At 42.9% G+C, this 20,642-nt stretch carries 18 protein-coding genes and 2 rRNA genes; 1 reads left to right on the top strand and 19 read right to left on the bottom strand.

Translation table 11 applies throughout. The features are described from left to right. Window position 1 precedes the first annotated feature (1 nt). The 3 genes from KTR07_RS09850 to potA are packed head-to-tail and all read right to left on the bottom strand — an operon-like array spanning window position 2 to window position 2,996. Window positions 2–799: an ABC transporter permease gene (locus KTR07_RS09850; protein ID WP_055218498.1), complete on the bottom strand. Its 798-nt coding sequence runs from the start codon at window positions 797–799 to the stop codon at window positions 2–4. Continuing rightward, entirely contained in the window at window positions 793–1,593 is an 801-nt protein-coding gene (locus tag KTR07_RS09845) for an ABC transporter permease (protein WP_008762998.1), read from the bottom strand. The genes KTR07_RS09850 and KTR07_RS09845 overlap by 7 nt, the downstream gene beginning before the upstream one ends. Window positions 1,594–1,604: 11 nt before the next feature. Next, entirely contained in the window at window positions 1,605–2,996 is a 1,392-nt protein-coding gene (potA, locus tag KTR07_RS09840) for a polyamine ABC transporter ATP-binding protein (RefSeq protein ID WP_080973842.1), read from the bottom strand. Window positions 2,997–3,135: 139 nt separating this feature from the next. Here potA and KTR07_RS09835 point away from each other — a divergent pair, with 139 nt between their 5' ends. Continuing rightward, window positions 3,136–4,236, top strand: coding sequence for a TlpA disulfide reductase family protein (locus tag KTR07_RS09835; protein WP_113748390.1), 1,101 nt, complete (start codon window positions 3,136–3,138; stop codon window positions 4,234–4,236). 109 nt (window positions 4,237–4,345) lie between these two features. Here KTR07_RS09835 and KTR07_RS09830 read toward each other — a convergent pair whose 3' ends face one another. The 16 genes from KTR07_RS09830 to KTR07_RS09755 all read right to left on the bottom strand — a co-directional run. After that, entirely contained in the window at window positions 4,346–6,910 is a 2,565-nt protein-coding gene (locus tag KTR07_RS09830) for a glycosyltransferase family 1 protein (protein WP_008762995.1), read from the bottom strand. A gap of 38 nt (window positions 6,911–6,948) precedes the next feature. Then, window positions 6,949–8,610, bottom strand: coding sequence for a glycogen/starch synthase (locus KTR07_RS09825; protein WP_117981599.1), 1,662 nt, complete (start codon window positions 8,608–8,610; stop codon window positions 6,949–6,951). A gap of 205 nt (window positions 8,611–8,815) precedes the next feature. Beyond that, window positions 8,816–9,277, bottom strand: coding sequence for a V-type ATP synthase subunit K (locus KTR07_RS09820; RefSeq protein WP_005675599.1), 462 nt, complete (start codon window positions 9,275–9,277; stop codon window positions 8,816–8,818). A gap of 52 nt (window positions 9,278–9,329) precedes the next feature. After that, complete coding sequence (locus KTR07_RS09815) at window positions 9,330–11,153, bottom strand: V-type ATP synthase subunit I (RefSeq protein WP_008764972.1); 1,824 nt, start codon at window positions 11,151–11,153, stop codon at window positions 9,330–9,332. Further along, the gene (locus KTR07_RS09810) at window positions 11,150–11,755 is read right to left on the bottom strand and encodes a V-type ATP synthase subunit D (protein WP_008762992.1); all 606 of its coding nucleotides are present in this window, start codon (window positions 11,753–11,755) and stop codon (window positions 11,150–11,152) included. Before KTR07_RS09810 ends, KTR07_RS09815 begins: the two co-directional genes overlap by 4 nt. Window positions 11,756–11,795: 40 nt before the next feature. Continuing rightward, window positions 11,796–13,121 carry a V-type ATP synthase subunit B gene (locus KTR07_RS09805; RefSeq protein ID WP_008762991.1) on the bottom strand — a complete coding sequence of 442 codons (1,326 nt, stop codon included), beginning with the start codon at window positions 13,119–13,121 and terminating at the stop codon, window positions 11,796–11,798. 33 nt (window positions 13,122–13,154) lie between these two features. Next, window positions 13,155–14,912 (bottom strand): V-type ATP synthase subunit A, encoded by a 1,758-nt coding sequence (locus tag KTR07_RS09800; RefSeq protein WP_217315366.1) that lies wholly within the window; start codon window positions 14,910–14,912, stop codon window positions 13,155–13,157. 17 nt (window positions 14,913–14,929) lie between these two features. Then, window positions 14,930–15,772 (bottom strand): DUF2764 domain-containing protein, encoded by an 843-nt coding sequence (locus KTR07_RS09795; protein WP_008764970.1) that lies wholly within the window; start codon window positions 15,770–15,772, stop codon window positions 14,930–14,932. A gap of 11 nt (window positions 15,773–15,783) precedes the next feature. Continuing rightward, window positions 15,784–16,374: a hypothetical protein gene (locus KTR07_RS09790; RefSeq protein ID WP_008762988.1), complete on the bottom strand. Its 591-nt coding sequence runs from the start codon at window positions 16,372–16,374 to the stop codon at window positions 15,784–15,786. Between the two features lie 227 nt (window positions 16,375–16,601). Continuing rightward, a complete protein-coding gene (locus KTR07_RS09785; RefSeq protein ID WP_008764969.1) occupies window positions 16,602–17,048 on the bottom strand; it encodes a hypothetical protein in 447 nt (148 codons plus the stop codon). 17 nt (window positions 17,049–17,065) lie between these two features. Next, window positions 17,066–17,866, bottom strand: coding sequence for a hypothetical protein (locus tag KTR07_RS09780; RefSeq protein WP_008764968.1), 801 nt, complete (start codon window positions 17,864–17,866; stop codon window positions 17,066–17,068). A gap of 13 nt (window positions 17,867–17,879) precedes the next feature. Then, complete coding sequence (locus KTR07_RS09775; protein ID WP_008764967.1) at window positions 17,880–18,251, bottom strand: GntR family transcriptional regulator; 372 nt, start codon at window positions 18,249–18,251, stop codon at window positions 17,880–17,882. Window positions 18,252–18,266: 15 nt separating this feature from the next. Next, window positions 18,267–19,082 carry a hypothetical protein gene (locus KTR07_RS09770; protein WP_008764966.1) on the bottom strand — a complete coding sequence of 272 codons (816 nt, stop codon included), beginning with the start codon at window positions 19,080–19,082 and terminating at the stop codon, window positions 18,267–18,269. Window positions 19,083–19,085: 3 nt separating this feature from the next. Continuing rightward, entirely contained in the window at window positions 19,086–19,934 is an 849-nt protein-coding gene (locus tag KTR07_RS09765) for an ATP-binding cassette domain-containing protein (RefSeq protein WP_008764965.1), read from the bottom strand. Between the two features lie 219 nt (window positions 19,935–20,153). Next, window positions 20,154–20,264 (bottom strand): 5S ribosomal RNA (rrf, locus tag KTR07_RS09760). Window positions 20,265–20,381: 117 nt separating this feature from the next. After that, a 23S ribosomal RNA gene (locus KTR07_RS09755) occupies window positions 20,382–20,642 on the bottom strand; the annotation flags it as partial.

Genomic DNA, 20,642 nt, shown 5'->3' with positions numbered 1-20,642 from the left:
TTCATGATTCTTTCTTCTTCGTTTTTCCGGCACGGTAATTAATTACTATCAGTAAAGCCAGTACCACCACAAAAATAATGGCGGACAACGGGCGGAGCTCGGGAGTCAGACCTCCCTTGCGGGCATCGGCATAGATATAGGTGGAAAGCGTTTCCAGCCCTTGATTACCGATGGTAAATACAGTTACGGCAAAATCATCGATTGAAAGTGTCAGTGCAAGCATAAAGCCACTGATCATTCCCGGACGAATCTCCGGAATGATTACTTTCCGCAAAGCCTGCATAGGTGTAGCTCCCAAATCGAGGGCAGCTTCATAAATGTTCGGATTCATTTGTTTCAGGCGCGGCAGAACGCTTAATACGACGTAAGGAGTACAAAAAGTGATGTGCGCCAGTACCACTGTGGTATATCCCTGCGTGATTCCGAGAGATACGAATAAAAGGAAAAGCGATATACCGGTTATGATATCACCGTTCAGAATAGGAATACTATTCACAAAACCAATCGCCTTGCGCGAGCGTGCTTTTAAGTTGAAGATGCCGATGGCAGCAATGCTGCCCAACAAGGTAGATGCCGTGGCAGCCAGCAGCGCAATGGTAATGGTATTAACTAGGGCATTCATCAGAGAATGATGGGCACCTGTATTAAACAGTGATGAATAAAGTTTGGTCGAAAACCCGGTCCAGTTACCTAATACCTTCGCCTCGGTAAAAGAATAAATCACAATGATCACAATAGGGGAATATAGCAACAGCAGCAATACCCACAGGTAAGTCTGAGCGAATATCTTCTTTACCATAGCCCACCTCCTTCGTTCGTATTATCCTTATCATCGGTACTGAACAGTGAAGTCGCGGCTATCAGCAGCAGCATGATCAGCGAAAGTGCTGCCCCATAGTTCCACATACTGTTATTGATATTCTCCTGAATGGTAGTACCAAAGAGTTTGATATTGTTCATCGTCAGCAGTTCGGCAATGGCGAATGTCGAAATGGTCGGCATAAACACCATCATGATACCGCTCATGACTCCCGGCATGGAAAGTGGGAGAACTGCCTTGAAAAAGACCTGTACAGGATTAGCCCCCAAGTCCTGCGCTGCCTCAATGTAGCTATGGTCCATCTTCTGCAATGTGTTATAGATGGGATAGATCATGAAGGGGATAAAGTTGTAAACCATACCGAAGATCAGTGCTCCCTCTCCCAGCGGAACGCTGAAAAAGTCGAATAAAGCGACAGTGGCAAGAGTACGCACCAGAATATTCACCCACATGGGCAGGATAAACAGCACCACCATCGTTTTGGAACGGTTCAGCTTGCTGTTGCTTAATATCCAGGCTGCGGGATATCCCAGCAGGATACAGATAAGAGTCGTAATAATGGCAATACCTATGGAATAGACGAAGGTATTGATAGCTTCGGGATGTTCGAAGAATTTCTGAAAATTGGCGAGTGTCAGATGCCCGTTATCATCGGTAAACGCATACACGACAATTAGAACCAACGGTATGACCACAAAGATCGCCGAGAAAATAATGTAAGGAAGAGTCCAGCTCTTACGTGATGACAAAAATACTATAAACTTCTTATTCACTTCCTTTCCTGTTAATCGGTTATTTTAATTACACGAATCGCATCCGGAGGGATAGTAATACCCACACGGTCTCCGTCATCCCAGACATCGTTCGTATCCACAAACACATTCTCGTCCCAGTCAGACCATACAGTCAGGTGGTAATGATCACCTTTATAAAGGATGAACTTCACTTCTCCCGTCAGTGTACCGTCTTCTTCGTTATCCTGCAGGATCACTTTATCAAAGTCTACTTCGACCTTGACATCCGTACCGGATTCCATTCCTTCCACAGAGGCACATTCGAACGTACAGCCAAGGAATTCTACATGAGTAGCATCCTGCAACTTTCCTTCAAACGTATTGCATACACGTTCTTTCTTCATAATATGAATATCGAACGGCTTCACCAGCAGACCAACCTCCGCACCGACTTCAAAATGATGATAATCCTGAACAAGGAACTCATATCCGCCACAAAGCACAGTCATTTCATAGTGTACCCCTTTGAAGATCGAAGTCTGTACCACGCCAGTCAGTTGCGCCATCTCCGAAACCGGGAAAATATAAAGGTCTTCCGGACGGATGACTACGTCCACCGGAGTATTTTCACCGAAACCTTCGTCCACGCATTCAAACTCCGTACCACAAAAGCGTACCAGTTTATCATGAATCATCGTTCCGTTGAGAATATTACTTTCTCCGATAAAATCCGCCACAAATGAATTGATCGGCTCATTGTAGATATCAATCGGCGTACCGATCTGCTGGATTTTTCCTTCGCTCATCACGACAATCGTATCACTCAATGTCAAGGCTTCCTCCTGATCATGAGTTACGTATACAAATGTAATGCCCAGAGATTTATGCATTTCTTTCAGTTCCATCTGCATATCCTTGCGCATTTTAAGGTCGAGTGCAGCCAACGGTTCGTCGAGCAGCAACACTTCCGGCTCATTGACAATGGCACGGGCAATAGCTACACGCTGTTGCTGGCCACCGGAAAGAGAATCTACATCCCGATACTCGTAATCTGTCATACCAACCATCTTCAATGCGGCTTTCACCTTCTTGCCGATTGTCTGTTTCGGCGTCTTTTTCAGCTTCAGGCCGAAAGCAATATTGTCGTATACATTCAAATGCGGGAACAGGGCATATTTCTGAAATACCGTGTTCACCGGACGTTTATGGGGTGGAGTCTGTGTGATTTCCTTACCCGATATTCGGATTTCGCCTTCCGAAGCTGTCTGGAAACCGGCAATGAGACGCAACAATGTCGTTTTTCCGCAGCCGGAAGGTCCGAGAATCGTAACAAACTCGCCCTTTTTCACGTTCAGAGTTACATCATCCAAAGCTGTTTTGTCGCCAAAAAACTTCGATACATGGCTAACCTCAATGATGGATTTGTCTTCTTGCATATTCATACTAAAAGTTTGGGCTGCAAAGGTACACATTTCTACGATTTCCACCTACGTGTTAATCTAATATAACAGTGTTTTTCGATGCCAGACAGAAAAAAAATCTATCTTTGCATAAATATTTATTCACTAATTTTACAAAAGCATGAAAAAGTTAACTTATTTAGTTATTGCGACGGCAGCGTTGGGTATGGTAGCTTGTACCGGAAACAAAGCCGGATACGTTATCACAGGTACAGTAGAAGGCGCTGCTGACGGCGACACTGTTTACCTTCAGGAAGCAACAGGCAGAAATCTTACAAAACTAGATACCGCAGTCATCTCTAAAGGTACTTTTACCTTCGAAGGCACGCAGGATTCTGTAGTAAACCGTTATGTCACTTGCGAAGTGAACGGAGAACCTCTGATGATTGATTTCTTCCTCGAAAACGGCAAAATAAACATTGCACTGACAAAGGACAATGATTCTGCAACCGGTACTTCAAACAATGACGCTTACCAGGCAATCAGAACTCAAATCAATGATATCAGCCAAAAGATGAACGCTATCTACGAAGCGATGGGAGATTCTTCTTTGAGTGACGAACAGAAAGAAGCCAAACAAAAAGAAGGTGCCCGGCTGGAAGAAGAATATGATAAAGTAATCAAAGAAGGTGTACAGAAAAACATCACCAACCCGGTAGGTGTATTCTTGTTCAAACAGACTTTCTACAATAACTCTACTGAAGAGAATGCAGCTTTGCTGGAACAAATCCCGGCTAATTTCCAAAATGACGAAACAATCGTAAAAGTTAAGGAACAGACTGAAAAACAAAAGAAGACTGCCGTAGGTACTAAGTTCATTGACTTCGAAATGCAGACTCCGGAAGGAAAAACTGTGAAACTGTCTGATTACGCAGGTAAAGGTAAAGTGGTACTGGTAGACTTCTGGGCTAGCTGGTGTGGTCCTTGCCGTCGTGAAATGCCTAACCTGGTAGAAGCTTACGCTCAGTACAAAGGCAAAAACTTCGAAATCGTCGGTGTATCTCTGGATCAGGATGCTGCTGCATGGAAAGAGTCTATTAAAAAACTGAATATGACCTGGCCGCAAATGTCTGACCTGAAGTTCTGGCAGAGTGAAGGCGCACAGCTTTATGCAGTGAACAGCATTCCTCACACTGTTCTGATCGATGGCGACGGTACTATCATTGCCCGTGGTCTTCATGGAGAAGGTCTTCAGGCTAAATTGACAGAAGTAGTCAAATAAAACACTTTAAAAAGACAGCCCCTGCAATCTCGATCATTCGAATTGCAGGGGCTTCTTTTATATAGGGACGTCAAGCAGGGAAGCGTCACTTCCCTACTTCGTCAAGCTATCAGATAAACCAACGCACGTAGCAGAAGTCCTGACGGTGCGGAAGTTCCGGATTCTTCGGGAACATACGGTAAGACACCTTGAAGCTACCGGCATTTGACAGGCTATGTTTAACCTGGAATGTGTAAAGGTCGCCTTCTTTCTTGATAACGCTGAACGGTTCTACAGAGTAAACATGTTGTTTACCATCCGCAGTTGTATAAGTAGTTACCAGTTCAAGCCCTATAGCATCATTCAAGCCTTTTTCATCGATTACGTAAGTAATAGTATATTCTTTTCCGCTTTCGATATCACCGGCTTTCAAATCTTCCAGCTTGTCGCAAGATACGATTTCGATAGAATCCCACTTGGCAACGACTTCTTCTTTCCATGCAGCAATTTCTTTTGCTTTTGCATTGTCATTAGCAGACAGCATATGGAAACGTTTTGCCAACTTATTGTAGAACTTATTGTAGTAGTCGTCCAACTGGCGTTTCATCGTATAGTGAGGAGCGATCTGAGCGATAGAATTCTTCACTACCTTGATCCAGCCTTCCGAGTAGCCTTTCTTGTTACGAGCATAGTACAACGGCAGGATTTCGGTTTCAAGAATGCTGTAGATTGTAGCAGCATCCAACTGATCCTGATGTTCCTGATTCTGATATGTACGTTTTTCAGTCAACGCCCAACCTGCACCTTCACGGTAACCTTCCAGCCACCATCCGTCTAATACAGAGAAGTTGACAACACCGTTCATCAAAGCCTTTTCACCAGATGTACCGGATGCTTCCAACGGACGAGTCGGAGTATTCAACCAAATATCAACACCGGAAACCAAACGACGCGCCAACTGCATATCGTAGTTTTCGAGGAAGATGATCTTACCTAGGAATTCCGGACGACGGGAGATTTCGATAATACGTTTGATCAGCCCCTGTCCTGCTCCATCGTGCGGGTGAGCCTTACCTGTAAACAGGAACTGTACCGGATAGTCAGGATTGTTCACAATCTTAGAAAGACGTTCCAGATCAGTAAACAGCAGGTGCGCACGTTTGTAAGTAGCAAAACGACGGCCGAAACCGATCAGCAATGCATTCGGATTGATCTTATCCATCAATGAAACGATACGTGAAGGATCTCCCTGATTCTTCAGCCATGTATCACGGAATGACTTGCGGATATAATCTACCAGCTTGTTCTTCATCGTCATACGAGTCTTCCAGATCTCTTCATCGGGCACATTATAGATTGCTTCCCAAATCTTAGGATTCGACTGGTCGAACCAGAAGTTTTCATTGAAATATTTAAAGTACAGTTCTTTCCACTCCGTAGCACTCCATGTAGGGAAGTGAACACCGTTAGTCACATAACCTACGTGCATTTCTTCGGGGAAGTAACCTTTCCAGATAGTAGAGAACATCTCCTGAGATACTTTTCCATGCAGCCAGCTTACACCGTTTACTTCCTGAGCAGTGTTGCAAGCAAATACTGACATGCAGAAACGTTCGCCCTTATCCCCCGGATTATTACGTCCAAGGTCCATCAGGTCATCCCAGCTGATACCCATTCTTGCAGGGTAACCGCCCATGTATTTACCGAACAAACCTTCGTCGAAGTAGTCGTGACCGGCAGGAACCGGAGTATGAACTGTATAAAGAGAAGAAGCGCGAACCAGCTCGATAGCCTGATCAAATGTCAGTCCGGTAGCTACATAGTCGCAGATACGCTGAACATTGATCAATGCAGCGTGTCCTTCGTTACAATGATAAACATCTTTTTTGATGCCCAATGCTTTCAGTGTCAGGATACCACCGATACCCAACAGGATTTCCTGTTTCAGACGGTTTTCCCAGTCGCCACCATAAAGCTGGTGAGTAATAGGACGGTCGAATTCGCTGTTCATTTCATTATCCGTATCCAACAGATACAAAGAAATACGTCCTACGTTTACGCGCCATACGTTAGCATGTACATAATAGTCCAGATAAGGAACATCCACTACCAACGGCTGACCATTCGCATCCATCACTCGGTCGATAGGAAGCTGACCGAAGTTTTGTGCTTCATAGTTAGCAATCTGCTGACCGTCCATAGACAACGTTTGAGTAAAGTAGCCGTAACGGTACAAGAAACCTACTGCACAAAGATCTACATTGCTGTCAGAAGCTTCTTTCAGGTAGTCGCCAGCCAATACACCCAAACCACCGGAATATATTTTCAGGACGCTGCTTAAACCATATTCCATGCTGAAATAGGCTACAGACGGACGATTCTCATCCGGCTTCACATCCAGATAATCTCTGAATTTTGTATAAACATCATTCATTCTTCTCAGAATTACCTTGTCTTTTGCCAAAGCTTCCAGCTTCTCATAGCTCATACGTTCCAGCAACAACACAGGATTCTGTCCACATTCTTTCCAAAGTTCCGGATCTAGATCTCTAAATAGTTCTGTCGCTTCAAAATTCCATGCCCACCAGATGTTGCGTGAAATTTCGGACAATTTCTCCAACTCAGCAGGGATACGTGATTTCACTGTAACCTCTTTCCAGTTCGGAGTATTCACATTACTAACTTTAATTTTCATAATGTTTTTGTTTACTTATTGATGAATAAAATGTTTTTTTAGCTTAACTGACGCTTCAGAGCATTGCGCAGAGCAATGTCATAAGCCTCATAATAATATTGAATGAAGTGCTTCCACAGTGCCTGCTCTGCAACATCTGCCGCACGTTTGCGGATTTCCTTCACTTCTTTTTCCGATTTATCCGCAAAGAGCGTAATCGTATCCTTGATACCATCCGCCACTTCCGAATCATTATAGTCCGAACGATGCAGCACTTCTACTCCATCATTGATGCCATGCTGATTCTTCAGACTGTTCACCCAAAGGCCAAAGCCTGCCAGATCAGTAGTAATTGTAGGTACACGGAACGCTACACTTTCCAAAGGAGTATATCCCCAAGGTTCGTAATAGGAAGCATAAACGCTCAAATCCTGTCCCAGCAATATATCATAATACTCTTTGTTCATAATACCATCACGACCGTCCAGATAGCAAGGTACGAAAATCACCTTTACTTTATCTTCGGGACGATTGCCCATTCCTAAATACTTCAGCATATCCAATACCTGGTCATGCGTCATATTGTGCAGCCAGTGAGTGATGAAAGGAACTTCAAGCGGTGTGTCGAACTTTTCTTTGCTTTTCAATCGCGCCTGCAAATCCTCACGGGGATCTCCCACCCAACCGGGTACATTGATGAATGCCAATACATTCTTATGCAGGTTTTTATCTCTGTTCAGACGGTTCAATGACTCCAGAAAGACATCGATCCCCTTGTTCTTGAATTCATAACGACCACTGGTACCGATGATTAACGTATCATCATCCAGATTTGTTCCCAACAATTTATTGGCTACGTTCAACATTAATGAGCGCGCACGCTTACGTTTTCCGGTAAATGTATTGCCTTTGGGTACGAAATCGTCTTCGAAACCGTTCATCAGTACTACATCTGCCGGTTTGTCGAGCAATTCCTTGCACTCGTTATTGGTGATTTCACTTACTGTCGTAAAACAGTCTACATGATGCGCCGTCTGCTTCTCAATGGAATGCTTCGACTGCATATTCAGTTCCTGCGCCATCTGATCGCCATTATACGCAAACAGATAGTCATACAGCGGCTTATGATTGCCGGCTATCGAACGTCCGATGGAAGTAGCGTGGGTTGTAAAAATAGTAGCAACTTCGGGGACAGCTTCCTGTACATAAAGTGCTCCCATTCCGGTCATCCATTCATGTGCCTGATATACCACCTTATCCGTTTCTGTCAGGTTGCAGCGGTAGAAACTTTCTACTACTCTTCCAGCAGCGTACGAAAACATAGAAGCCTCGTCATAATCGCCATAAGCGTGCAACGAGTCTACTTGAAAACGATTCCACATTTCTGTGTATATATCGTTCTTCTTTTCAAAAAAAGGTTGGAAATCAACAAGAATGACAATAGGTTCACCGGGTATATTCCATCGTCCTATACGGACGGAAAGATGATCGTTTTCAAGTGCATGCGTTTTCCAGACAGCGCACAGATTATCCGACTCGATGAATAGAGGGTTCTCTTTTCCTTGCCACACATCAGGACCTATGAAAAAAATTCTGTCGCGGAATTTTTCCTGCAATGTATTCGCCCGTGTCGACAATACGGTGTATATCCCTCCCACTTTATTACATACTTCCCAGCTGGACTCGAAGATATAATCGGGGGTTAATAAATCTTTTACCATATAATATATTAAAACTCTTTTTAGTATGCGAGTGCAAAAGTACGCATTATTCTTTGAAAAATAATACTTTATGCGAAAAATATGAGTTAATAAGAGGAAAGAAAGGTTAGCCCGCCATGAAAAAAGAATATCCCCTTGCGAACGCAAAGCTGCATTCACAAGGGGATTGAAAGATCTTTATTAAAAAATTTTTTCCTTGAAAAATTTACGCAAGTGCACTACCGATCAAGAAAGTGGCAGCCAAAGCAACGATAGCGTAAAGTTCCGGGAATACGGCAAGAATCAATGTATTACTAAACACGTTGTGTCCCTGGCCGATAGCAGCGATACCGTTTGCACAAACCTGTCCCTGACGGATAGCCGAGAACAAGGCTACCAATCCCAAAGCGATACCTGCACCGAGAACTGCCGATGCCTGGATAGCAGTGATTTCAGGAGTCAAGATACCGAAGATAGTCTGGAACATAAAGTAACCGGCAAAACCGTATAGCCCCTGTGTACCCGGAAGCGCAGTCAATACCAGGAAGTTACCGAATGCACTATCATTCTTTTTCAATGCGCCGATAGCAGCGTTACCTGCAATAGTTACTCCGTAAGCACTACCAATGCCTGACAAACCAACCATAACTGCGATGCCAATGTAGGCAATAAACAAATTCATTTCCATAATCTTATTCTATTTTTATTGTTTAATTCTTAGTTTATTATTTCTCAATGTTTTATTCTAAATTTCTAAAAGGCTTGTACTCCTTGCCGCCTCCTTCATAACCGGAGTTCTTGAAGAACTCTACAAATGTCAGACGCATCGGGTGAACCATTGCACCAAGCACATTCATAAAGATGTTGATTGCATGACCGATCACAAAGATCAGCACCATTACGATAGGACCGGCAATCACGTTATCCGGACTCATACCTACTGCCAGACTGTTGAACACTCCCGCCAGAATACCTCCGGAAAGTCCGAGGGCAAACAAACGAACGTAGGACAAAACATCTCCCAGCAGACCGGTAGCCATGTTATATGAATCCCACAAACCAAGTCCGATATTCATGAATATATTCTTTCCCGGACTGTTATAGAGGAATATCATCGCACCGGAGATACCCAGAATAACCAGATGCACTGTACCTCCCATCGGCAGTACGTTCGGCAATAAAGCCGAAACAGCCATTGAAACCAACAGGATAATCCATCCGATCGTTGCCACTGCATATTTGAAACCAAACTGAATCGTCTGATTGACTGCTTTTAGCACCATACCGAACAAAATCTGAATAGCACCCAAAATCAATGATAACTGGAACATATCGTTGTTATCCATCAGCACCGCGTGTTTCAGACGTTGCACGATAGGCCAGTCCAGATCATAGATATTCGCTCCGAAAAATGTACCTGTCAGCAAACCGCAGAAGAAAGTTGAAACAGCCAATACTTGTATCAGCGAAAGGATCGACTTCATCGACGGAGTCACCTTCTTTGCCAGTAATCGATATGCCGTAGCTCCAAGGAACAGGAAAAGTCCATATCCGGAATCTCCCAAACAGAGTCCGAAGAAGATCATAAAGAACGGGGCGAAGAACGGTGTCAGGTCCAGTTCATTATACTTCGGAAGCATATACAGTTTACAGATCGGTTCAAACCAGGCAAAGAATCCCTTATTATTCAGTCGGATAGGAACATTATCACCCGGCATCGGATCGGTTATCTCATAATATACATGTGCGTCATTCAGATAGGCTTCTATCTCCACCTTACTATAGGCAGGAGCCCATCCTTCAATCAACATCAGTTTATCACCGGCAGCCTGTTCAGAACTCAATACTACTTTCGAGAATTCAATCTGTCCCTGCAACTCCTTCAAAGCGACCTTCAAGGAAGGTACATCTGTTTCAGAAAGTGCTACCAGTTTCTTTTCGTTCTCTTCGATAGCCTGCTCCGTTGTATTATACAACGTTTCGAGATGTGCCAGCGAATAGGCGGGAAGTTTTGCCTGTTCTACGTCCAGATCCACTTCCTGACCGGCTTTGGTGACGGTCACAAAGAAGACTTTGGAAGAAATACGATTAATGATCATCGCATTGTATTCCGTCTCCCATTCTTCCTGATAGTTTCCTTCCGAACAGCTATAGAAACCAATCACATAGCCGGCATCTTTCAACTTCCGGACACTTGCCGGATCGAAATTGCCCCATGCCTGCAATGCTTCCCTTTCTTTGGCATAGCCCTGCAATTGCTGAGACAATTTGCCGTGTTCAGTCTGCAAGGTATCTACTTCGTCCAATACCTGCAAACCACGAGCAGCTGTCCCTCCTTCCGTTGCGATCACAGCATCTTTCTCATGCTTCTGATTCTGAAGCAGTTTCAGAGTAGCTGTCAGGCGGTTGGAAAGACGGATATTCTCTTGCAGTTCCGTATTGTCGGCAGCACCTTGCTGTTTCTCCACGATGTGGACTACACCAAGTTCGCGCAGGCTGTTCAGGAATTCTTCGTATTCCTTATGATAAACCAGGAATGTGAGTTTCTTCATTTTTGTAATCATGCCTCTTCCTCCTTCCTTTTTTCCTGATGGGACTTCATGATCTTTTGCGATGATTTCGACAGATTCTCTTCATCTTCCATAAATCGCTTGATCTTTCGCAATGCATCTTGATAGCCCGGTATCTGTACCTTCTCAAAAAGATTCACTTTCTGAGTGGTCTTTTTCCTCGCATGTTCTAGCAGATTCAGCTTGGCGAGCATAAACTCACGTTCAATTGCCGTATGCGCAAGTTCCTCCAGCAGATGGATACCGTCGGCATACCATTTGGGAGCGTTAAACATACTGTACGGACGTATCTCGAAATCGATATTTTCGAGAAGCGGTACACGTACACCCGCAATCTTTTTCACGCCAAGATGAACATCATTCACCTTTATCAATGAAGCGTCAAACTCATTCCAAAGGGCGAACATGGCTTCATAGGCTTGAATTTGTTGTTCGAGCCTATCCTCCAGATCGGCAGCTTCCGTTTTACAGCGCTTCACTTCCATGCGGAGGGCGCTTTCCTTATTCTTGATGATAGGAAGCGTACGCACCCGCACTTTCAGTTGCTTTTCGAGCTGCTGAAGAGAGGTTTTGTTATATTGAAACTTTATAGCCACGTTGTTTTTGCTAATTATTGGTTATAAATTTAGTTGCTGATTATTCTCCTTTCGGCCAGTACTGGTCAACAAGTTCCTTCTTGATATTTACTTCTTCCGGACGGAAGTATTCGCCGAACAAGCCCCAGGCCACATCCAGCATTTCAGTAGTATCAAGGTTGACATCAATAGCCAGCAACTGGTTAGAATAGTCCTTCGCAAAAGCCAACGTACGTTCGTCGTAATTTGTCAGGTCGAAACCGTTTTCCATCTTAGTCTTCGCATTTGCAGCATCGGCATACAGACGTACAGCGGCATTCATCACCTGCGGATGGTCTTTACGTGTCTTCTTACCGGTTACCAACTGTTTCAGACGGGACAATGAACGGAACGGGTCAACAATAACCTTACCGATATCGCTATCACGACGCAAGAATAACTGTCCTTCCGTAATATAACCCGTATTATCAGGCACAGCGTGCGTGATATCTCCACCGGACAACGTTGTCACCGCAATAATCGTGATAGAGCCACCGGAAGGGAATTGCACCGCCTTTTCGTAAATCTTCGCCAAATCCGAATAGAGCGACCCTGGCATAGAATCTTTGGACGGAATCTGGTCCATACGGTTGGATACGATAGCCAACGCATCGGCGTAGCTGGTCATATCGGTCAGCAGTACCAATACTTTCTCGTTATTGTTTACAGCGAAGTATTCGGCAGCAGTCAGTGCCATATCCGGAATCAGCAGACGTTCTACCGGAGGATTTTCCGTTGTATTCATGAAGCTCACAATACGGTCGAGAGCACCGGCGTTGGAGAATACATTCTTAAAGTAGAGGTAGTCATCGTTCGTCATACCCATACCGCCCAGAATGATCTTATCTGTTTCAGCACGCAATGCCACGTTTGCCATCACCTGATTGAAAGGCTGGTCGGGGTCGGCGAAGAACGGAATCTTCTGACCAGATACCAGTGTGTTATTCAAGTCGATACCGGCAATACCCGTTGCAATCAGTTCCGACGGCTGTTTACGGCGCACCGGATTCACTGACGGACCACCGATTTCCACTTCCTGTCCTTCAATTTCCGGACCTCCGTCAATCGGATCACCGAAAGCATTGAAGAAACGTCCTGCCAACTGCTCACTCACTTTCAACGTAGGCGATTTGCCGAGGAACACTACTTCGGCGTTGGTAGGAATACCCTCCGTACCTTCAAATACCTGCAAAGTGACATCGTCACCGGCAATCTTAACCACCTGTGCCAGTTTACCGTTCACAGTGGCAAGCTCGTCATACCCTACTCCTGTCGCTTTCAGCGAACAAGTAGCCTTGGTAATCTGAGTAATCTTGGTATATATCTTTTGAAAAGCTTTTGTTGCCATCTATATATTTACAATTTAGCTATTTACAATTTACTATTTAACGCTTCTTTCGGCAATCAATTCTTTTAATTGCTGCTGGAATCCTTCGTACTGCTCAGATTTGAACTTCGAGTAGTTCATCTGCTTGCATACATTGATCATCCTCTTGAAGTAATCCATTACTTCATTGAAATTGTCAAATTCAAATTCTGTATGGCAGATGTCGATTATCATATTCAGAATAGCTTCCTGACGTTCCATCGGAGTCACCGAGTCAACCTCATCAAAGGCATCCTGTTGCAGGATTACGAAGTCGATCAATTCGGATTTCCAGAAAATCACGTGGTATTCCACAGGTACACCGTCATCACCCAGAATGTTAATCTGCTCGGCGATTTCCTTACCACGCTGCAAGCGGGTTTTAAGTTCATTCACCTTGCCGATCCATTCGTCATTGATATGCTCCTTGATATATTCTTCAAATTCCGGATATTCGATATATTTGGAATAAGAGTCAATCGGGTTCACGGCCGGATAGCGTTTCTTGTCGGCACGATCCTGTTCCAATGCGTAGAAACAGCGGGCTACCTTCTTCGTATTTTCCGTTACAGGCTCTTTCAAGTTACCACCGGCAGGAGATACCGTACCGATGAAAGTAATTGAGCCGGTTTCGTCGTTACCCAGTTTCACATAACCTGCACGACCGTAGAAGTTAGAAATAATAGCAGAAATATCCATCGGGAACGCATCCGGTCCGGGCAATTCTTCCATACGATTGGACATTTCGCGCAACGCCTGCGCCCAACGGGAAGTAGAGTCAGCCATCAGCAATACCTTCAATCCCATCGAACGGTAATACTCAGCCAGAGACATTGCTGTATATACAGACGCTTCACGGGCGGCTACCGGCATATTGGAAGTATTTGCAATAATGATGGTACGTTCCATCAATTTGCGTTCTGTATGCGGGTCCACCAGTTCCGGGAATTCTGTAAAGATTTCCACTACCTCGTTGGCACGTTCACCACAAGCCGCAATAATTACGATATCCGCTTCCGCCTGTTTGGAGATAGCGTGCTGAAGCACTGTCTTACCTGTACCGAACGGGCCGGGGATAAATCCTGTACCGCCTTCCACAATCGGGTTCAGCGTATCGATTACACGTACACCGGTTTCCAGCAATTTGAAAGGACGCGGCTTTTCTTTGTAATTCGTCATAGCCCGTTTTACCGGCCATTTCTGAATCATCGTTACCGGAATGTCATTTCCTTCCTCATCTGTCAGGATCGCAATGGTATCTTCTATTTTATAATCTCCTTCGGGCATAATGGTCTTTACGGTAGCCGTTCCGTTCATAGTAAACGGAGCCATAATTTTCAGCGGCTGGAAGTTTTCGTCCACCTGTCCCAGCCATGCGGAAGCTACGACTTTATCGCCGGCTTTCACCATCGGAACAAAATGCCATATACGTTCTTTATCCAATGGATATGTATATTGTCCTCTTTTCAGGAAAACACCGTCCATCTTGTCAAGGTCGTTTTGCAGACCATCGTAGTTCTTCGATAACATACCCGGACCTAAGGTCACTTCAAGCATGTGTCCTGTAAATTCGGCTTCGGCACCTACCTTCAGTCCACGGGTGCTTTCGAACACCTGGACATATACGTTTGCACCTACCACCTTAATCACCTCCGCCATCAACTTATCGCCACCGGTAGAGATATAACAAATCTCATTCTGAGCTACCGGTCCGTCAACGACGAGGGTCACCATGTTGGCAATAACGCCACTAACAGTTCCTTTTGTTGCCATATATTTTTTAAAATTTATTATCTGAATTCTGCGGGAATCTGTACTTCATTCTTCAGCGATTCAATGATGCTTCGGAACAATTGATTTCCTCTTTCCTTATCCAATGAAATCCAACGCTCAATCATTTCCAGTTTCAGCAAGAAAGCGAAAATACGTTCAACGGTGAAATAGTCGAAGAAAATAGCATCTTCCATCCAGTTCCACCGCAGAGCATCCAATTTCTTCTCACGTTCCACCAGTTCCGTGATCTCACTGATCTTCACCAACGATTCAAAAACATCCACCTCACCGGACAATCCGAAATCGCGGGCGCTGGATGTACGCAAGGCTTCGCATACTTCCGTGTTTCCTACGATATGGGCAGCAATATCCCATTTGAATTTACGAGCGGTAAATGCAACAAGAATATTATTAATGTTCAGATTGAATTCAAACCAGGAAGAGACGAACTTATTTCCACATTTCATGGCGTACTCATAATATAAAGCAGCCAAATGATCTTCCTGCAACACCATGCTTTCGGCAGGTGTATTCAGATAATCGGAAATAAAAACAGACAGATAAGAAGGAAATTCTTTAGGGCTGATTTCCCCGCCTTCTCTCAGAATAGAAATATATTCGGTGAGTTCCGCGGCAGAGTAGTTTCCACGTTTGTCTATTTCCGCCTCTTTGTCTTTGAGGAGTTTCAGCACGTTGGCATTATCAAACTTCAGATAGAACAAGTCGATCAACTTTTGGTCTGAAGCAGACAATCCGCTATAGATCTCTGTTTTAAAATCGGCTACTGTATAGCTCAGTTTACTGTCCTCCAAAGTGAGTTCCGGCAAACCGGCTACCAAGTAATAGTATTTACTACCCATAGTCGCTCCTTTTAAAATAGCATTTCTACTAACTGAGGACGCAAGAACGCTTTGAAGTAATTCATGAATTCTTCTTCTCCGAAGTTCACCTTATACGAACCGTCCGCCGGAGAAACCGTAAATAAAGTCTTGATACCGTTCACTTGTTCGATCTTCACACCTTTATCCAACAAAGCTTTCGCATGGGCTGCAAAATACTTTTTCAGTGATTCAGCGTCGGCCGTAGAGATGACGATAGGTTCATCTACACTCCATTTGGATGCCAGCGCAACGATAAACGCATTCAGATAATCCTTATCCTGAGCGAAATCCTTCACAGAAGCGGTTATCAACTTGTCAGTGACCATCGTGGCAATCTCAGATTTGAGTGCGTTGACAGCCTGACCGGAAAATAGTTTTAACTCTGATTTTGTATTATCTGCCAGTTCATCAGCAGATTTACGAGAGGCAGCGACAATTGATTCCGCTTCTTTACGAGCATCCTCAATGATCTTCTTTGCTTCATCCTGAGCATTCGCGATAAGTCTCTGCGCTTCTTCGTTTCCTTTTTCCACGCCTTCACGATAAATCTTATCGGTCAACTCTTGAATTTTGTTTTCCATATTAACAGGAGTATTTAGTATTATTACTGTATTAATTATGTTCCTTCAATAGATTCTCGCCAAATTTACAAAAATCAATTTGATAAAAAAGAGAAAGATGCAAAGAAATCGACTCTCTTCTTATAAAATCACACTTTTACACCAATTTTATTCCGCTTTTCTCACGGTAATATTACTAAATGACACCTGTCTTAAAATATTATAACGAATAAAGCACCAACAATGAATTATTTCTGCCTTGATTTGATATATTCTTCTTCTTTTCCTGTAATCATACCAAGCCCGATACCTTTAATTACAGTTTTTCTCCGTTGATAGATACCCAGGTATCTGGATTCAACTTCATACGTAATTTGTGGATAAAAGACAAAGTCCCACAGCCTCTCCCTATAGATCGGTTTTATCGTGTCGGGCATATTCAAAGACTCTTTCCATTCCTTCAGTTGAGCCGGACTACTTTCCGACGAACTACCGGCTGTACCCAATACCAGACAACCCAATAAATAAGTTTTTTCGATCGTTTCTTTATAATTATTCAATCTGTTTTCCGGTATAGTATCCAGCATATTATTACTTATCTCTACTTCCCGGAATCCGTCTAAGTCCGGTTTTGAGTTACAGCCGGACAAACCAACCAACAGACTTAAAACAGCAAAATACTTTATAGTTTTCATTTCCTTTCCGTTTATATTCAACGATTCAATATAATCTCACCCTTCTGTCTCAAAGTAAGCTCAAGTTCCGCATCTTTAGCTAAGGGATTCCAAAAGATACGCTTGCAGTTGATACCTGTCCGATATCTATGCGAATCTTTTCCTGACAGATACAAATTATCAACACTGAATCCGGAAATCTCACTACTCCTGATAGTCCCTAATTCTTCATAATAATTTATTGCCTTCACTTGATTAGCCTTCAAGCTCAGTTTCTTCCCTCTTATATCCAACGAACGAAAACTACAAGATTCTAGTGAGATGTCCTGCCATTCGTCATTAAAGAGATATAAAGAGTCCAAATTCATCTTCTTTACATTAATATTCACCCTACTCACACGATTTTCAATAGAAAGTAATGTCGAATCCGTTTTTAATTCCATATTCAAACCACCTAAAACTAATCTAGCTCCTTTTTCTATCTCTCCAGTTATTTGAGAAAGACCTTTATCGTCCAGATTTATTTCAACCAACAGGCAATCCCCTTCTTGGCTCACATTCAGATATTTGCTCTTCGGATACACCAATATACTCTTATCCGAAAAGGATGAAGCCTGTACATCCAACTTACCCAATACTCCTATATCATCTTTATCAATTTCCCCTAGCTTTTCAACTATCTTCACATGACGAATCCCTGCCATTTCTATTTCAGTACGTTCCCCTTCCATTGATAAACGATGAGCTGTTTTCTCGGCCGCAGGTGTCCTCAGAAGGATAGGTATCAGTAATAAACCCAGTACAAAAAGTCCTATGATTATATATGTTGTGCGTTTCATATCTTATTTATTTTTATTGATTTTGTCTTTGTATAAATTCATAATACATCTTCTCTATTTCTTTGATAGAGATGCCGAGTGTATAAAGTTGTCGGAAAAAGCCATCAACCTCTTCTTTCAGGAACTGTTCTTTTCGCAACGAATGAATCAGTGCCTTTGCTCCGGAAGCTACAAAAAAGCCAATGCCTCGTTTATTGTAAATCACTTCCTGAGACTGAAGATACTCGTACGAGCGCATCACTGTATTTGCATTCACTTCTACAATAGATGCATATTCCCTGACTGAAGAAATACGCCCCTCTTCTTCATATTGTCCCAACAAGATGTCATCACAAATGCGATCGGCTATCTGTAAATATATTGCTCTGCTTTCTTTAAAATTCATACATACCCTCCTTTTTTACATCCGATGAATTACTTCTGACTCTTTTAAGCGGAAATAAGTCAAGACCCAATTTATAATAGTTAATACAGGGAATAGTATATGTCCCCACTTAAAGATAAATGAATTCAAATTTATAATATCACAATCTTTAAATAGATGAACAGCAACTACTCCACTCCAATAATACACAAAGCCAATGACAACCAGGATTATAAGTGTTTTAATAAAAGCATTCCTAGACCAGAAAATACTGCCCAACAAAAATAAAGATTGAATATACAGATTAAGCAAAATCAATAAAGTTCCCTCCGACCAGTTGTGACATAACGAATATTTACCATCTCCCTGATCAACGAAATACTTAAATTGCGTCGCTTCTATAGAAGGGACTTCCGAATATATCATTGCACAAACAAATACACGGGTATAGTCCGCCAATATTATAAAGAAATAGATAAGCAATGGAAGAATAAGTACATAGATCAGCCAATGAAGAAAGTACTTTTCAAAAGTAGTAGCAGGCACCATTAAATTTGTAATACGTCTTGTTTTAGACTTCATTGATTCAAATGCAAACGAAGCACCAAGACATGTAAATCCCCACCAAACCCACATCCAGGTGATCAGAGTAGTTACATGTACATTCGCGTCGTCAAACGAAAAAAGCGGATTATAGCTTTTGTATTCGAAATAGCCGGCCCATATCAATGCGATTGTCAAAACTCCATATATCATTAATGTACGAAGCATATACAACTTCCAATTTTCCGAAACCTCTTTATGGAGTAATTTTCCGAAACGGGAAAAACTAAAAAATGTATCCTTTATCATAATCTATTCATATTGAGCGTGAAACAATTTAGTGATCTTTTGTGGTTGTGCCAGTGTTGCATTAAATAGCAGTTCCAGGTTGATATCCGAATCTTCGCCATACTCATTCAGTAAAAGCAAACTATTCCCCTGCAGAGAAGGGACAGCAAAAAGCGCTTTATCCATCAGGCTACGGTCATCACTTTCCTTGAAGCACAATTTCTCGCAAATACGCACTATTGATTCGTTCAGCAACACCCGGCTTTCATCCATGATCATGACTGAATCCAGCATTTTGTCTATATCACGTATCTGATGAGTTGAAATTACAATAGTTTTATTCTCTGTCATCCCCGATGCCATAAATTTACGGAACTGGCTCTTTCCCGGAATATCCAGTCCATTGGTCGGTTCGTCCATCAGCAGAAGAGAAGTATTGGTAGCCAAAGCAAAACTCATAAACACTTTCTTTTTTTGTCCCATAGAGAGTGCTCCTAAATTCACATCCATATCCATTTCAAAACAATGAAGATACTTGTGCATATCCTCTTTGCTAAAGTTCGGATAAAAAGGAGCATTCAATTCAATATACTTTTTCAATGGAATAGAAGGCAATTCAAATTCCTCCGGAACCAAGAACATATCCTGCAACGTCATTGGCAGACGAGAACGGACATTTATATCATGGAACACTATTTTCCCTTTTTTCGGAGTCAATAACCCGGCTATCAAATAAAGGAGAGTAGATTTCCCCGCCCCATTGCGTCCTAACAGTCCATAAACCCGACCAGCCTCTAAAGAGAAAGAAAAGTCGTGTAATACCATGCGCTTTGATTTGGGATAGATAAAAGACAAATTTTCAGCTTTAATCATAATATTAATTTTTAAGTTCTTATAGTTAATACACGACGTCTAGTGTATTAGTTTAATAGTACACTACAAAAATATATATTCATTCCGAAATAACAAAAGAAAAAGAATATAAATTTGGCTGAATCATAGAAAATAAGCAGGAGAACCCAAAAATCTGACAAGAAAGTGTATAAACAAGAAATCCCCGCCAATCAAAGATGACTGGCGGGGACTTTCTAAAAATGGCGGCTACCTACTCTCCCACTGTTACGCAGTACCATCGGCGTGACGAGGCTTAACTTCTCTGTTCGGAATGGGAAGAGGTGGAACCCTCGTGCTATAACCACCTGAATAAATTCAATAAGGTTATGACATGATGAAAAGTAAAACTTAAGTAAGATATCAGAGTCAAATGAATGAACTTACTGATACGCTCGCTAAACGTATATATCGCGATCCGCACCGTCCGAAAGAAAGTGAACGGGCAATTAGTAATGCTCGGCTTTGATGTTACCACCTTTACACCTGCATCCTATCAACGTCATCGTCTTTAACGACCCTAAGAAATCTAATCTTGTGGCTGGCTTCGTACTTAGATGCTTTCAGCACTTATCCAATCCCGACTTAGATACCCAGCAATGCACCTGGCGGCACAACTGGTAAACCAGCGGTCAGTCCAACACGGTCCTCTCGTACTAGTGTCAGAGCCACGCAAATTTCATACGCCCA

Source organism: Bacteroides sp. MSK.20.82, from assembly GCF_019052485.1.
GTDB classification, from domain to species: domain Bacteria; phylum Bacteroidota; class Bacteroidia; order Bacteroidales; family Bacteroidaceae; genus Bacteroides; species Bacteroides thetaiotaomicron.
The sequence above is the reverse complement of the archived record's forward strand: the minus strand, read 5'-3'. Positions and strand labels throughout refer to the sequence as shown.